The sequence below is a fragment of the Corynebacterium striatum genome (assembly GCF_016728105.1).
GTDB lineage: Bacteria > Actinomycetota > Actinomycetes > Mycobacteriales > Mycobacteriaceae > Corynebacterium > Corynebacterium striatum.
Genome location: NZ_CP068158.1, coordinates 1447282 through 1459597 on the forward strand (window position 1 = coordinate 1447282; position 12316 = coordinate 1459597).

The following is a 12316-nucleotide window of genomic DNA, read 5'->3' on the forward strand; positions in this document are numbered from 1 at the left end:
TTTGCTCCTGCAGCCGCGGAATCAGAAGCTCGAGGCACCACCAGCACCGGAGAACCCCGAGCTAAAGTTGCTGCTCACATTGGGTGAAGAAGCTACGGAAGCGCTATTCCATGAGCTGATCGCCATAAAAGGTACGAATCCGTGATAACCCACTCCCGGATAGAAGGAAGGCTCGTCAATACGCGGGCGCGCCGCCAATTCATCCGCTTCGTTTTCCTTTTGTAACTGCGTTTGGATCTGCCCAAAGAGCGTGGCTGCGCGCTCCACTAGCTCGAGGTAACGATCCATAAATTCAGGCGCGGCCGCATCGATCTCCTCGGAAACGGCAATCAGCCGGGATGCTTCTTCCGCGACTCCGCCCGTTGATTCCGTGCGCGCCTCAATCAGGTCCTTGCGTAGCTCATAGAGTTCCTTGCGGCGCGCGTTAATGTCAGCATGCTCGACGGCATACAGACGGTCGATGTTGTGTTCTGCGGTATCTACGCGGCCACAGATGGATTTCGCTTCCTCGATTCCACTCGCCGCTTGTTCGAATTCCTCGTCCGAGGACTGCTCGTTCAGGCTGGCAAAAGCGCTAACTTTGCTGTCAAGGTTGAGGAACTCGTCGCGCAGTTGCTCCCATTCCTCGCGCATCCGGGCGTCGACAAGCGCTGATTGCAAAGAGTGCGCACGCACGTCGATGGCATTCAAGCGTTGTGCGGTATCCCCATAAGCCCGTGAAACGTATTTCCAATCCTCGCGGGCGGTCGCAATACGCTGCGCTTTCCGACGCCGCGTAGCACCCACCGCAGCCACGATCCCTCCGGCAGCTGCACCCGCACCGAAACCGCTAAAGCCAATACCGAGACCGCGGTTAGCCTTAGCATCGGAATAAAGCTCCTCGCTGACCTTGTCCGCGTCGGCAGCATAGTCAGCGCCAGCGAAAAGACCTGCCGGGATATTTCCTGCCTTCACGCCCGGTTTGATCTCTTCGATTGCGTCTTCCAAATGACCATCATCGAGTTCCAGGGACAGGTCCCTCGCCACATCGTTGCCCGCGAAGATGAAAGCTTGACGTGGATCGAGGCCCACGCCAACGAAGAGCTGGCCATCGGTGAACTGGTCATCTCCAATGAGGTCTGGGTGATTATCGCGTAGATACTCTTCGACGGAATCCTCTACCTCGTCCTTGTTCTTTTTGAAGACAAGGTAGTTCAGCTGCTTGACCGGAGCCGCGAAGTGGATTCGCTCAACGTCACGACGCATGCGTGCTTCGTCATCGGGGTTTAAGACATCTTCGGGATCCATGATCTCGACCTTGACGTCTGCGGACCGCTCGACGGAATAGTCTGCTTGCTCCGGAGATGCCACAAGCGTGGCGACACCGAAAGCAGTGCCGCCGCCAACCAAAAGCGCTGCTGCTGCAGTCGCCGCCAGAATCTTTTTCATTCCAACCTCCATTCCTGCTTGGTGCGCAGCCATGCCAGGACTGCCTTGACACGTCGGTTTTCGTCTTCAGGACTGAACCCGAGCTTCATGAAAACATTCGCCACGTGTTTGCTTACTGCACCGGCAGTGAGCACGAGCTTGCCTTCGATCTCGCGATTGCTGGCGCCTTGTGCCATCAAGGCTAGTACCTCGCGTTCTCGGGGCGTGAGCTTATCGACGCCCATCTTCCGGGAGGAGAGCAAAGTGCTCACGACTTCCGGATCTACCACGGTGCCACCTGCAGAGACCGTATCCAGTGCATGGATGAACTCATCCACATCGGCGATTCTTTCCTTGAGAAGATAGCCGAATCCGCCGTGCTCGATGAGTCCGTCCAGGTAGCTGGCGGCAACGTATTGACTCAACGCCACGACGGGCTGCTCGGGCGTACGTTTGCGAATCTCATTGACTGCTCGCAGGCCGTCGTCCTGCAAAAGCGGCGGCATCCTGACGTCGGTGACAATGATGTCGAATCCTTCTGCCGCAGCACGCAATTGATCAGCATCTTCGACCGTGGTGACCTCATGGTCCAAGGAGCGCAGAAGTTGTTCGATTGCTGCACGCAGCAGGGCGGAGTCTTCAGCAAGCAAGATTTTCATGGCAGTTCCATCCTTAACCGTGCGCCCTGATCTGTTCCTTCTAGTTCCACGCTTCCGCCCAAGGCTATGGCGCGCTCTTCCAGTCCGGCTATGCCGGTTCCCTCGCCCGCGGTTAACCCGTGCCCGTTATCGGTGATGGAAATCTTTATCCCTTCTCGGTAGTCCAGCTTCACAGTTGCTGCGGTGGCCTCACCGTGCTTTACGGCGTTGGTTAGTCCCTCTGCCACGCAGTGATATGCCAACAAGGCGCTGGTTTCATCAAGGGAGCGTTCTTCGCCTTTGCATTCGAGGGTGGTCTCCAGCCCAGAATGGACGAGGAGTTCTTCGAGAGCCGCAATCAGGCCATTATCGAAGAGGACCTGCGGTGCGATGCCACGGACCGTGTCGCGCAAGGCAGAGAGAGCAAGGCTGGCGTTGTGGTCGGCGGCGTCGAGAGCCGCGGTGTCTCCTCTTTTCGCCGCGGCTAGGTTGAGCTTGAGCGCGGTGAGGTACTGCTGCGGGCCGTCGTGTAGCTCCCGTTCGATGCGGCGGCGCTCGCCGGAGAAGGCGTCGATAAGCGTGGCTCGCGCATCGCTCTCCAACGCCAGGCGGGTGGTGCTCACGGAAAGAAAGGTTAAAAACTTCGCGCCAAAGATAAGGACCAGCAAGCACAGGCAGCCAAACGTCCAACTCACCACGATAGCCAGGGCTCGATTTTCAATGACGAGGCTACCGAGGTTGAACCTATCCGTGAAGAAAGGAGCGATGAAGAATACCACCGTCATAACCCCCACGAACAGCCACAACGCCATGCTCAAAATCGAGAGCAAAAGCTGAATCAGAAGGTGATAGAACTGCTGCCAATCAAACCAGCGATGTGGGGTGCGGTAGCGAATCTTCACTCCCAACCACCGTGCGCCGCCGCGGGTGATGGCGGCCATGAGGGACGCAACGAGCGGAATCCAGGGCAGCATGACAACGGAAACCACAGCAGCGGGAATGCACAGCAGCGCTAGCACTAGATTCCACGCTACGGATTTGAGAGTTGACATAGAGTACAACCCTAATCCGAACTTCGGACACACGCAGTGGAGCTAGCTCCCCTAAATTTCTGGGAGTCTCCCCCATCGGAATACCGCGCCTTTCAACGTGAAATCGAAAGCATGACACTCATCGCGAAAAATCTCACGAAGAAATACGGCAAGAATCTGGTGCTAGACCACCTCTCGCTGCGCATTGAACCGGGCGAGTTCGTGGCCATCATGGGCCCTTCCGGAAGCGGCAAGTCAACGCTCCTCGGCCTGCTTTCTGGCCTCGACAAACCTACAACCGGCAAGGTAAATGCACCGGGGCGCAAGCACCGCGCTTTCGTGTTCCAAGACTATAACCTCCTGGAATCGCTTAACGCCCAGCAGAACGCGGAACTTACGGCGAAGTTCTCCGGCCGTAAATGCAGCCCGGCGAAGCTGCACCAGACCTTTGAGAGCTTGGGCATCGGCGGGCTGGAAAAGCGCTTACCGGCACAGCTTTCGGGCGGACAGCAGCAACGCGTCGCGGTGGCGCGAGCATTGCTTGCCGACGCCCCCTTCATCTTCGCCGACGAGCCCACCGGTGCGTTGGACGACGACACGGCGGACGTGGTCATGGATCATCTCGTCCGCGTACCCAGCACGGTGGTAATGGTCACCCACTCGCACGCGGCCGCCGCGAAGGCCGATCGCATCTACAAGCTGGAGGAACACCATGTCCGTATGGCTTAAGGATCTGCACAGCAATTGGCCTTCCTGGCTGGCGGTGGCGCTGACGTGTTTTATCTCCGGAATGGGATTCTCGCTTGCCGTAGCGCTCATTAACGCAACCGGTGATGACACAACTTCTCTGGGCGGAACCATCCTCGGGCTGGCTATCTGCTCCAATATTCTCGTCATTTTCTCGCAGATGAAGCTCATCATCGACGAGCACATCCACATCTACCGCAGCTGGCGCATGGTGGGCATGCCCAATTGGCTCATCTTTGTACTCGTGCTGGGTCAGATTGCGGCGGTCTCTACGTGCGGTGCGATTCCTGGTGCCTTTTGCGCTACATTTCTCACGGACTTCGCCCTCGACGCTTTGCACCGCGACAACCTTCAAGTGGACGGTATCTCCGTGACGATGGGCGGTGTTGTACTAGCTAGTGCGGTGTGCGTACTTGCCGCAGTACTCGGTGGATTCTTGTCATTGCGGCGCATCTACCGTTCAGGTATGCCTCGGTGGACGGCCGCTAGATGCGCACTCGCCTTCGTCTTCGGCGCTGGGATCTTATTTGCCTGCACCTTGATCGAAGATCCGATAGATGCAATGTCCGCGTGTTTGGGCCTTATCCCCTTGTTCGCATTCCTGGTTCCATGGATGTTGCCACTGCTTATGCAATGGACCCGACCTGTCGGCATCGCTGGCGCGAACGTGCGCGTACGCAGCAACTTCACCGCACCACATATCATGCCGTGGATCTTATTCGGCGGCCTCATCATCGCCGTGGGCTCAGGCTTCCGCGCCGTATTGAGCATGGAGGAGGAGGTTACGTTGTCGCCGTGGCAGGTGTTCGTAGTGGTACTCGGGCCGACGATCGCGCCGAGCGTGATGGCGGCGTTTACTACTTCGCTGTTAATGCGCAAGCGGATCGCTCACGACGCAGGGGCGCTAACTTTGGCGGGCGCTGCCAGGAACAGCATTTTCCGGGTACAAATCGGTGAAGCCTTCGCGCTGACAGCAACCACGACGGGATTACTGTCCGCGCTCACGCTCTTCATCGTCTTGCTCATGAACCACGGGATGACAGGAGAATACGCGCTCACCGGCTTCTGGTGGCAGGCATTACTTGTGCAAGCTTGCGTGATGTTTATAGGCCTTTCCGGCTTCAAATGCGCGTTGGCCACAAACTTTAGGGATACAGCTGCACATTTCCGTCCGTGAAGGACTTGTACTGCTCAATGTCTCCGCCAACTGGGACCAATTGATCATCTTCAACCTCTAGGCGCACGCGTGCGGTTTCGGTAATTCCCTATGCGGTAGTACGTCCGCGATTGCCCACGGTGAGCTCGATTTCATCGTCTCCCACCATGGAAGCTTCTTCCACGGAACTGGCGGTGATACCGTGGCCGCCGACCAATTCGCCCTCGGACCAAATGAGGATTCCGTCTGCGATTGATGCACCCGTTCCGGCAGGACCGTTTTCGTCACCTAAGGCGCCACTCAGTACAGCGTAGCTAATCTCCGCGCACGGATCATAGGCGCCGTCAATGACCGTGTAGTGGAACTTGAAATCATCTTCATTCGTATTGAGGACACCCTTTGCGCCGTTGGCGAATCGCTTCTGCAAATCAGAGCCGCCGTCCGCGCACTTTTCCTTTCCATTTTCTTTATTTTCCGCAGTTACCGTCTCGGTGACTACCCGCTGCGGGTCTGCTTGCTGCTGGGTCTATTCTGTGGACTCGGTTTGTTGTTCGGTGGTCGCACGGAAGACCGGCTTCGGAGAATCGCTTTCGGATTCCGATGAACAACCGGTAACGCTCAACGCGACTACAGCTACAGCACTCGAAACAGCAACGAATTTCCTCATGATTTCACGATAGGTCACTGCTTGCTTTTGTAAATGGCGCCGCCAACAATCACCGGCACTAGTCCCACCACAATGAGGTAATAAAGCTCCGTTTCTGAGGAATAGAGGGTGGACAAACTGCCTGCTAGAGAAGTTCCGATAGCCAAGGAAAGAAAGAACAACGCGGAAAAGCGTGTGGCAAAGGCAGCCGGCGCGTGGATCGCAGTGGCAGCCATTCCGATGGGGCCAATGAAAAGCTCGCCCAAGCTCATAAACAGGATGCAGCCTACAAGCGCTAGGAACGGAACCGAACTTGCCCCGGTAAAGGGAACCAACACCAGCATTCCCATGCCCGCCAACGCGAGTCCGCCGCCCATGAGGTGGTTACGGTTGCGGTGTTTGGTTAAAAGGCGGGCGATGGGAAAGGTAAATACCAAGATAAAAAGAGGGTTGAGGGACTGCGTCCAAGCAGCGGGCACTTCAAAGCCAGCGATGGTGCGATCTAGGCGCTGCTCTGAATAAACGGCAAAGACGCCATAGGCCTGGGACTGCAGCGTCCAATACGTAGTTGACGCAATAAATAGCGGAATGAAAGCTCGTACTTTTTGTCTTTCTGCAGCACTTACCCGTGGCGAGGTGAGCACGGTGACAAAGAGCCCAAGGGCGGTTGCGACCGTGGCTATGAGCAGCACATAAGCCAAACGATCGGGATTTCTCAAGCCCCACACCGCAGCGACGATAACCAGTACAGAGGCGATAAGTACCTTGAGCTGTGTCTGCGGCGCAGCAGGGTTTGCAGGCTGGGTAATAAACTCGCGGGATTTAGCGCTGAGACTGCCGAGCATTCGCCTGCGTAACGCCAAATAGTTCACGCATCCTACGACCATTAGCAACGCCGCGGCGCCGAAGCCCACGTGAAAGCCACGGGTCTCAGCCAGCCAGCCGGTCAGCATGGGCCCCAAGAAAGCGCCGATGTTGATGCCTAGGTAGAAGATTTGGAAAGGCGGTCCCGCGGACGTCGGAAATGCCGCGCCTAAAATGGTGATCGCTGCGGTCTTGAGCAACCCGGAGCCCAGCGCCAAGGGGAAAAGCCCGGCGAAGAGGCCCACGAACCCGGGAATTAGGGAAAGCGAGAGATGGCCGCCGATAAGCAGCGCGGCGCCGGCTAGCAAGGTGCGTTCAGCGCCCAGAACGCGATCAGAAACCCACCCGCCGGCGAAGGTGAATAAGTAGAGCATCGCGCCATAAGCACCTACCAATGCGGTGGCCTCACTTTGCTCCAGCCCCAGGCCGGCTGTGTGGTCATAGAGGTAATAGACCAGGATGGCTTGCATGCCGTAGAAGCTGAATCGCTCCCACATTTCCACGCCAGCGATGGCTGGCAGCGTGGGAGCTACACCCAGTCTTGAACGTTGTTCAATTACAGTCATGAAATGAGATTATAGCTGTGGTAGAGATAATTCCATGCCTTTTTTGAACAGTGTTCAAGTCGCTGCGATCGACTCCACCCACATCTGGCACCCCTATGCTGCGCCCGGCGCGCCAGCCTTGCAGGTACTGCGCACCGATGGTGCCTATTTAGAACTCGCAAATGGCCAACGCGTCATCGACGGCATGAGCTCCTGGTGGGCGGCATGCCACGGCCATTCGCACCCGCGGTTGGTGGCGGCGGCGAAGGATCAGATCGATAGGTTCAGCCACGTCATGTTCGGCGGGCTTACTCACGAACCGGCAGCGCGGCTTACCGCAAACCTCCTGGAGTTGACCAACCACCAGTACGCGCAGGTCTTCTACTCCGATTCCGGATCCGTCGCAGTAGAAGTGGCGGTAAAGATGGCGCTGCAGTGCTCGCCGCCCGGCCGCACCAAGCTTTTGACCTGGCGCTCGGGCTATCACGGCGATACCTTCGCCGCGATGAGCGTGTGCGATCCGGAAGGCGGCATGCACTCTATGTGGAAGGGCATCCTTGCCGAGCAGATCTTTGCCCCAGCTCCACCCACGGAAGGCGCCTCGGCTAAGCAGCGGGCGGAATACTTGGATAAGTTCGAGTCCTTTATCACCGAAGAAGTCGCCGCGGTCATCATCGAACCCGGTGTGCAGGGCGCGGGCGGAATGCGCTTCCACGACCTAGAGCTGGTCGCAGGCGTGCGGGAGCTATGCGATAAGCACGGAATCTTGCTCATCGCGGATGAAATCGCCACTGGGTTTGGTCGCGCAGGTGAACTCTTCATGACGCAGGCGGCAGGAATCACGCCCGACATCATGTGCGTGGGCAAGGCGCTAACCGGTGGGTTTATCTCGTTGGCAGCAACCCTGGCCACGCAAAAGGTGGCGGAGACGATGCAGCCACCCGCATTGATGCATGGACCGACGTTCATGGCCAATCCCCTGTCCTGCGCGGTGGCGGCCGAGTCCACCGCCATGATTTCGGAAGGCACCTGGCGCGCGGACGTCGCACGCATTGAGCAAGGTTTACGCGCAGGGCTTAGCGACGCCCCCGGCACCACCCGCGTGCGCGGCGCCATCGGTGTACTGGAAATGGACCATGACGTGGACATGGAAGCGACCACCGCGGCGGCCCTTGAAGAAGGCGTATGGCTGCGCCCATTCGGCAGGCTCATCTACACGATGCCGCCATATATCTGTACCGATGAGGAAGTAGCGCGCATTTGCCGCGCCGTCGTTGCCGCCGGGGAGGTCGCATGATCTATTGCATCACCGGAACCAATACGGATGTGGGAAAGACCATTGCCACAGCGGCCCTGGCCGCGCAGTACCAGGCGGCGGGCAAGCATGTGGTGGTGGCGAAACCGCTGCAAACAGGAGATACGAGCGATTGCGCCACGGTCACACGTCTTACCGGCGTGGAATCCCGGCAATTCAAGCACTATCCGGAGCCTCTAGCGCCGAACCTTTCTGCCCGGCGCGCGGGATTAGCGCAGGCCGAAAAAGAGGAGGTGCTGGCGTGGATTCGCAGCATCGATGCAGACGTCGTACTCGTGGAGGGCGCGGGCGGCCTGCTGGTTCGGCTCGCGGATAGCTTCACGCTTGCCGACGTCGCCCGTGACCTCGGCGCCGAGCTTTTCATAGTCACCAGCTTGATGTTGGGCAGCCTCAACGCCGCCGAGCTCACCGTGGAAGCTGCCCGCGCCCGTGGCATTCACGTCAAAGGGCTGGTTGGCGGCATGCTGCCACAAGAGCCGGACCTCGCCACTCGCCTCAATGTCGCGGAGCTTCCCAAGGTGACCGGCGTGCCACTGCTCGGCTGTATTCCTACCGGCGCAGGCTCGTTAAGCAAGGAGGAATTCTGCGCCCAAGCGGCGCAGTGGGATCTCTTGGGCGGCATTTAGATCGGCCCACGCAACCGGAAAGGGTCTTTTCATCCAACTGCTCGGGACTTTCATGACTCGGACTCCTCATCCCCTGGAACAATCTTGCTGTCTATGGCACTCAAGATGCAGCCAGCCAAAATGTAACCACTCGCCTGCATACGGGTGGCCCAGTTGCCTCCGCCTCCGGCCACAACCAAAAAGATCATGAAACGGGCCTGACCCCCGGAAAGTAGACACGTCGGGGGTTAGCTATGCTGCTTGGGTCAGTGTAGCTGATGTGAGTGCTTCGAAGTCATTGGGGGCTAGAAGGTTGCACCAGGAGTGCCGTCTGCGGGTGTTGTAGCGCATGCACCATCGAAAGACTTCCTGCCGGCAGATAATGGGATTATCAAAGACTTTCCGATCACGTAGCACTTCACGTTTTAAGGTGGCGTTAAATGATTCTGCCAGGGCATTATCGGCACTAGTTCCCACCGCGCCCATGGATTGGCGTACACCAAGTTGGGCGCAGTGGTCCCTAAACGCCTGTGAGGTGTACACACTTCCATGATCAGAATGGAAAATAGCCCCGTCAAGGCTTCCGCGGACTGTGCTGGCATGGGACAAAGCCTCGATGACCAGTGAGACACGCATGTGGTCTGCGAGTGCATAACCTGCAAGTTTTCGTGAATAGGTGTCAATGACCGTGGCCAGGTACATGTTCTTACCGCCCTTACACGGCAGGTAGGTGATGTCGCCTACATAAACACGGTTCGGCTCGTCAGCGGTGAATGTACGGCCTACTAAATCTGGCATGACACGGTGACCAGGCTTGCGCCGGGTGGTGATGCATCGACGCCGTTTGCTAAAGCCTTTTAGCCCCATGGATTTCATGATGCGCGCAACCTTCTTATGGTTGATCGGGCCGAAGTCCGTATCGTCGTTGAGGCTTGCAGCGATGCGTTTAGCACCATAAAGCCCGTTCTCATCATCAAAGATGGCCTTGATTCTTGCACCAATAAGGGCATCGGAACATATCTTTAACCTGCGATTTTCGTGGGTGTTGACCCATTTATAAAACGAGGAGCGATTGAGCTTTAACACATGGCACATCCGCTTGACCGAGTACTCGGTTCGGTGGTCATAGACAAACTGGAAGCGGATCACCAGCGTGTCTCTTCGGCAAAATATTTCGCGGCCTTGCGCAGAATATCGCGTTCTTCGCGCAGCTTCGCGTTCTCTTTTTCTAGCTGGCGGATTCGCTCGGAATCAGTCGTCTCCTTGGCGTTGTCGCGCATGGCCTTCGTGCGGGCACGTTTGCCGGTGCCGTATTGCTGAAGCCAGGAGAAAAGCGAGGAACGATTGACTCCAAGCTCTGCTGAAGCCGCGTGAAGTGAAAGGTCCTCATTGTTTTCATAGAGGGCCACAGCATCACGTTTGAACTGTTCGGAATACCTAGGCATGGTGGTAGATTACCTTTCTTCCCAACCCAACCGGGCTGGATATCAGGTGTCTACCAAACAGGGGTCAGGTCCAACCCACAGCAATGAGACAATAAACAATGAATCGGCCATGCGCACCGAGCCGATACCTCCGCGCAGAAATGACGCTGATGACCCAGCTGAGCACTAGGAGAATTGTGTGATGTCTATGGAGTTTTTGGTCACGGAGTCTAATGGCTTTTTGGACGGGGAGTCCAGATAGTTTTTGGTCACGGAGTCCAAAGACTTCCTTGTCGTGATGTCTCAAGACTTTTTGGACAGTCGGTGGGTTGGAATACCAAGATGGCTATTTCAACCCATCTCCGCAAGAAAATAGCGGACTTCGACCCAGTAAGAGACGGACGAACCGTCACCCAATTCTGCAAGGATATTGGCGTATCTCGCCAAACCTATGCCAACATCAAACGCCGCGTTGAACAACGCGGCCGTGCAGGCATCCTGCCTGACTCCACCGCCCCGCATTCCCCAGCCAGAATCTACGATGATCACCTTCGTCAGAAAGTCATCACAGCTCGATCAGTGCTCAAGGCCCAGGGACGGGACTATGGCCCGTGGTCAATCTATTACTACCTCATTGATGACCTTGGTTTAGAGCACCCACCGGCACGGTCTACGATTGCGCTTTGGCTCCACGAAGCTGGTGTTGCTGAGGCCAATGCCCGTAAACGTCCTCGTAAAAGCTTTAAACGCTGGGCACGCGATAAAGTCGATGAGCTGTGGCAACTCGACGGGTTTGTCTACCGACTCTTTGACACTCCACATACCCAGATCACTATCTACCAGCTGGTTGATGATGCCAGCCGGTTTGATCTGGGCTCACAAGCCTTCGCCGCCAAAGAAAACGGATTCGATGCTCGCACTACCTTGGCCGCAGCAATAGAAACGTATGGTCGCCCGCAGGAACTTTTGACCGATAACGGTGAAGCTTTCGCCACCTATCACCGGGGCCGGTTGTCCGATACCGAGCGCTGGCTCGCCGCCCAAGGTATCTGGTCCATTGCAGGTTTTGGCCCGCAAACCCAAGGCAAAGATGAACGCTCGCATCAAACCATGACCAAGTTTCTCGATGCACGCCAACCTACAACACTTCAGCACGTCAAACAGCTGTTGGACGACTACCGCGAGTTTTACAACACCAGGCGCCGCCATCAAGGCCTGCTAGTCGGCAAAATGCACATCACTCCAGCCCAAGCCCGTGAGCACTTCGCCCACGCTCAATCCCCAACACAACCCATTGACCCGGATGTGCTGTGGGCCAAGATTGTGAAGTCATACCGGGATACACACTCAGAAAGCGCGATACACCACGAGCATCGTATCGAGAATGGGGTTAAAGAGGCGATGGCGCCGGTTGTGGGAGAAGTTGCAGCTTCTCCCACAACCATCGATGACGATAACGAACCAATCCAGCAAGAATCATCTCCTACCATCAGTCCCACCGTAGACGGTCTATCCGCCCAGTCAAGCAACGCCTGGGGTATCCCCGACACACTGTGGATCAACAAAAGCGGAGTGGTGCGCATCCTGGGCTATGGATTCTATGTAGGACTCCGGTTTAAAAACCGGCTCATATACAGCCACGTTACCGATGACACCGCTGAGTTCTTCACTGATCATGATGGTGAAGCACTGTTTTCATTCCCACTGCCCATCAAGCTACTTGAGCGTCCAGCCGGCGGACAGATCAACATCGGGCATGTCGAAGGAATGTGGCACCGCCGGCCACCAGAGATCAAACCAATCCTGTCGCGTCCGCGCCCGTCGAGACGAAAGAAACCATAACCGGTAAGACGAGCTAGAGACTGTCCAAAAACACCAAAGACTCCCTGCCCAAAAAGCAGGGAGACTCCACGTCCAAAAAGTCATTGGACTCCTAGC

General features: G+C 56.9%; 11 protein-coding genes. 5 read left to right on the forward strand and 6 right to left on the reverse strand.

Annotated features, from left to right (window positions below):
* Positions 1 to 21 precede the first annotated feature (21 nt).
* Genes I6I72_RS06835 through I6I72_RS06845 form a run of 3 tightly spaced genes read right to left on the reverse strand, consistent with a single transcriptional unit; the run spans position 22 to position 3097 of the window.
* Positions 22 to 1461 carry a DUF5129 domain-containing protein gene (locus I6I72_RS06835; RefSeq protein WP_080986231.1) on the reverse strand — a complete coding sequence of 480 codons (1440 nt, stop codon included), beginning with the start codon at positions 1459 to 1461 and terminating at the stop codon, positions 22 to 24.
* Complete coding sequence (locus I6I72_RS06840; protein WP_049145550.1) at positions 1425 to 2066, reverse strand: response regulator transcription factor; 642 nt, start codon at positions 2064 to 2066, stop codon at positions 1425 to 1427. The genes I6I72_RS06835 and I6I72_RS06840 overlap by 37 nt, the downstream gene beginning before the upstream one ends.
* Positions 2063 to 3097 carry a sensor histidine kinase gene (locus tag I6I72_RS06845; protein WP_049145552.1) on the reverse strand — a complete coding sequence of 345 codons (1035 nt, stop codon included), beginning with the start codon at positions 3095 to 3097 and terminating at the stop codon, positions 2063 to 2065. Before I6I72_RS06845 ends, I6I72_RS06840 begins: the two co-directional genes overlap by 4 nt.
* Positions 3098 to 3208: 111 nt before the next feature.
* Between I6I72_RS06845 and I6I72_RS06850 the strand changes: the two genes are divergently transcribed.
* Together I6I72_RS06850 and I6I72_RS06855 are read left to right on the forward strand one after the other, a co-directional pair.
* Positions 3209 to 3805: an ATP-binding cassette domain-containing protein gene (locus I6I72_RS06850; protein WP_005530582.1), complete on the forward strand. Its 597-nt coding sequence runs from the start codon at positions 3209 to 3211 to the stop codon at positions 3803 to 3805.
* A complete protein-coding gene (locus tag I6I72_RS06855; protein WP_100619168.1) occupies positions 3789 to 5000 on the forward strand; it encodes an FtsX-like permease family protein in 1212 nt (403 codons plus the stop codon). The genes I6I72_RS06850 and I6I72_RS06855 overlap by 17 nt, the downstream gene beginning before the upstream one ends.
* A gap of 88 nt (positions 5001 to 5088) precedes the next feature.
* Here I6I72_RS06855 and I6I72_RS06860 read toward each other — a convergent pair whose 3' ends face one another.
* Together I6I72_RS06860 and I6I72_RS06865 are read right to left on the reverse strand one after the other, a co-directional pair.
* Entirely contained in the window at positions 5089 to 5406 is a 318-nt protein-coding gene (locus tag I6I72_RS06860; protein ID WP_049145986.1) for a hypothetical protein, read from the reverse strand.
* Positions 5407 to 5660: 254 nt separating this feature from the next.
* Positions 5661 to 7055 (reverse strand): peptide MFS transporter, encoded by a 1395-nt coding sequence (locus I6I72_RS06865; RefSeq protein ID WP_005530587.1) that lies wholly within the window; start codon positions 7053 to 7055, stop codon positions 5661 to 5663.
* Between the two features lie 34 nt (positions 7056 to 7089).
* On the opposite strand from I6I72_RS06865, the gene I6I72_RS06870 reads away from it, so the two are divergent.
* Both I6I72_RS06870 and bioD read left to right on the forward strand, forming a co-directional pair.
* Positions 7090 to 8331 carry an adenosylmethionine--8-amino-7-oxononanoate transaminase gene (locus I6I72_RS06870; RefSeq protein WP_049145984.1) on the forward strand — a complete coding sequence of 414 codons (1242 nt, stop codon included), beginning with the start codon at positions 7090 to 7092 and terminating at the stop codon, positions 8329 to 8331.
* The gene (gene bioD / locus I6I72_RS06875) at positions 8328 to 8975 is read left to right on the forward strand and encodes a dethiobiotin synthase (protein WP_201806488.1); all 648 of its coding nucleotides are present in this window, start codon (positions 8328 to 8330) and stop codon (positions 8973 to 8975) included. Before I6I72_RS06870 ends, bioD begins: the two co-directional genes overlap by 4 nt.
* A gap of 231 nt (positions 8976 to 9206) precedes the next feature.
* On the opposite strand, the gene I6I72_RS06880 is transcribed toward bioD, so the two are convergent.
* A protein-coding gene (locus I6I72_RS06880) for an IS3 family transposase (protein ID WP_370633393.1) occupies positions 9207 to 10399 on the reverse strand; the annotation gives its coding sequence in 2 pieces (ribosomal slippage) (positions 9207 to 10117 and positions 10117 to 10399; 1194 coding nt in all).
* Positions 10400 to 10720: 321 nt separating this feature from the next.
* On the opposite strand from I6I72_RS06880, the gene I6I72_RS06885 reads away from it, so the two are divergent.
* Positions 10721 to 12220, forward strand: a complete 1500-nt coding sequence (locus I6I72_RS06885; protein WP_046646292.1) for an integrase core domain-containing protein — start codon at positions 10721 to 10723, stop codon at positions 12218 to 12220.
* The last annotated feature ends 96 nt before the right edge of the window (positions 12221 to 12316 follow it).

Bases quoted from the DNA above. Each gene is read 5' to 3' on its own strand.
- I6I72_RS06865 (WP_005530587.1), bottom strand. From the start codon at position 7,055: ATGACTGTAATTGAACAACGTTCAAGACTGGGTGTAGCTCCCACGCTG.
- bioD (WP_201806488.1), top strand. From the start codon at position 8,328: ATGATCTATTGCATCACCGGAACCAATACGGATGTGGGAAAGACCATT.
- I6I72_RS06885 (WP_046646292.1), top strand. From the start codon at position 10,721: ATGGCTATTTCAACCCATCTCCGCAAGAAAATAGCGGACTTCGACCCA.
- I6I72_RS06840 (WP_049145550.1), bottom strand. From the start codon at position 2,066: ATGAAAATCTTGCTTGCTGAAGACTCCGCCCTGCTGCGTGCAGCAATC.
- I6I72_RS06835 (WP_080986231.1), bottom strand. From the start codon at position 1,461: ATGGCTGCGCACCAAGCAGGAATGGAGGTTGGAATGAAAAAGATTCTG.
- I6I72_RS06850 (WP_005530582.1), top strand. From the start codon at position 3,209: ATGACACTCATCGCGAAAAATCTCACGAAGAAATACGGCAAGAATCTG.
- I6I72_RS06845 (WP_049145552.1), bottom strand. From the start codon at position 3,097: ATGTCAACTCTCAAATCCGTAGCGTGGAATCTAGTGCTAGCGCTGCTG.
- I6I72_RS06855 (WP_100619168.1), top strand. From the start codon at position 3,789: ATGTCCGTATGGCTTAAGGATCTGCACAGCAATTGGCCTTCCTGGCTG.
- I6I72_RS06870 (WP_049145984.1), top strand. From the start codon at position 7,090: ATGCCTTTTTTGAACAGTGTTCAAGTCGCTGCGATCGACTCCACCCAC.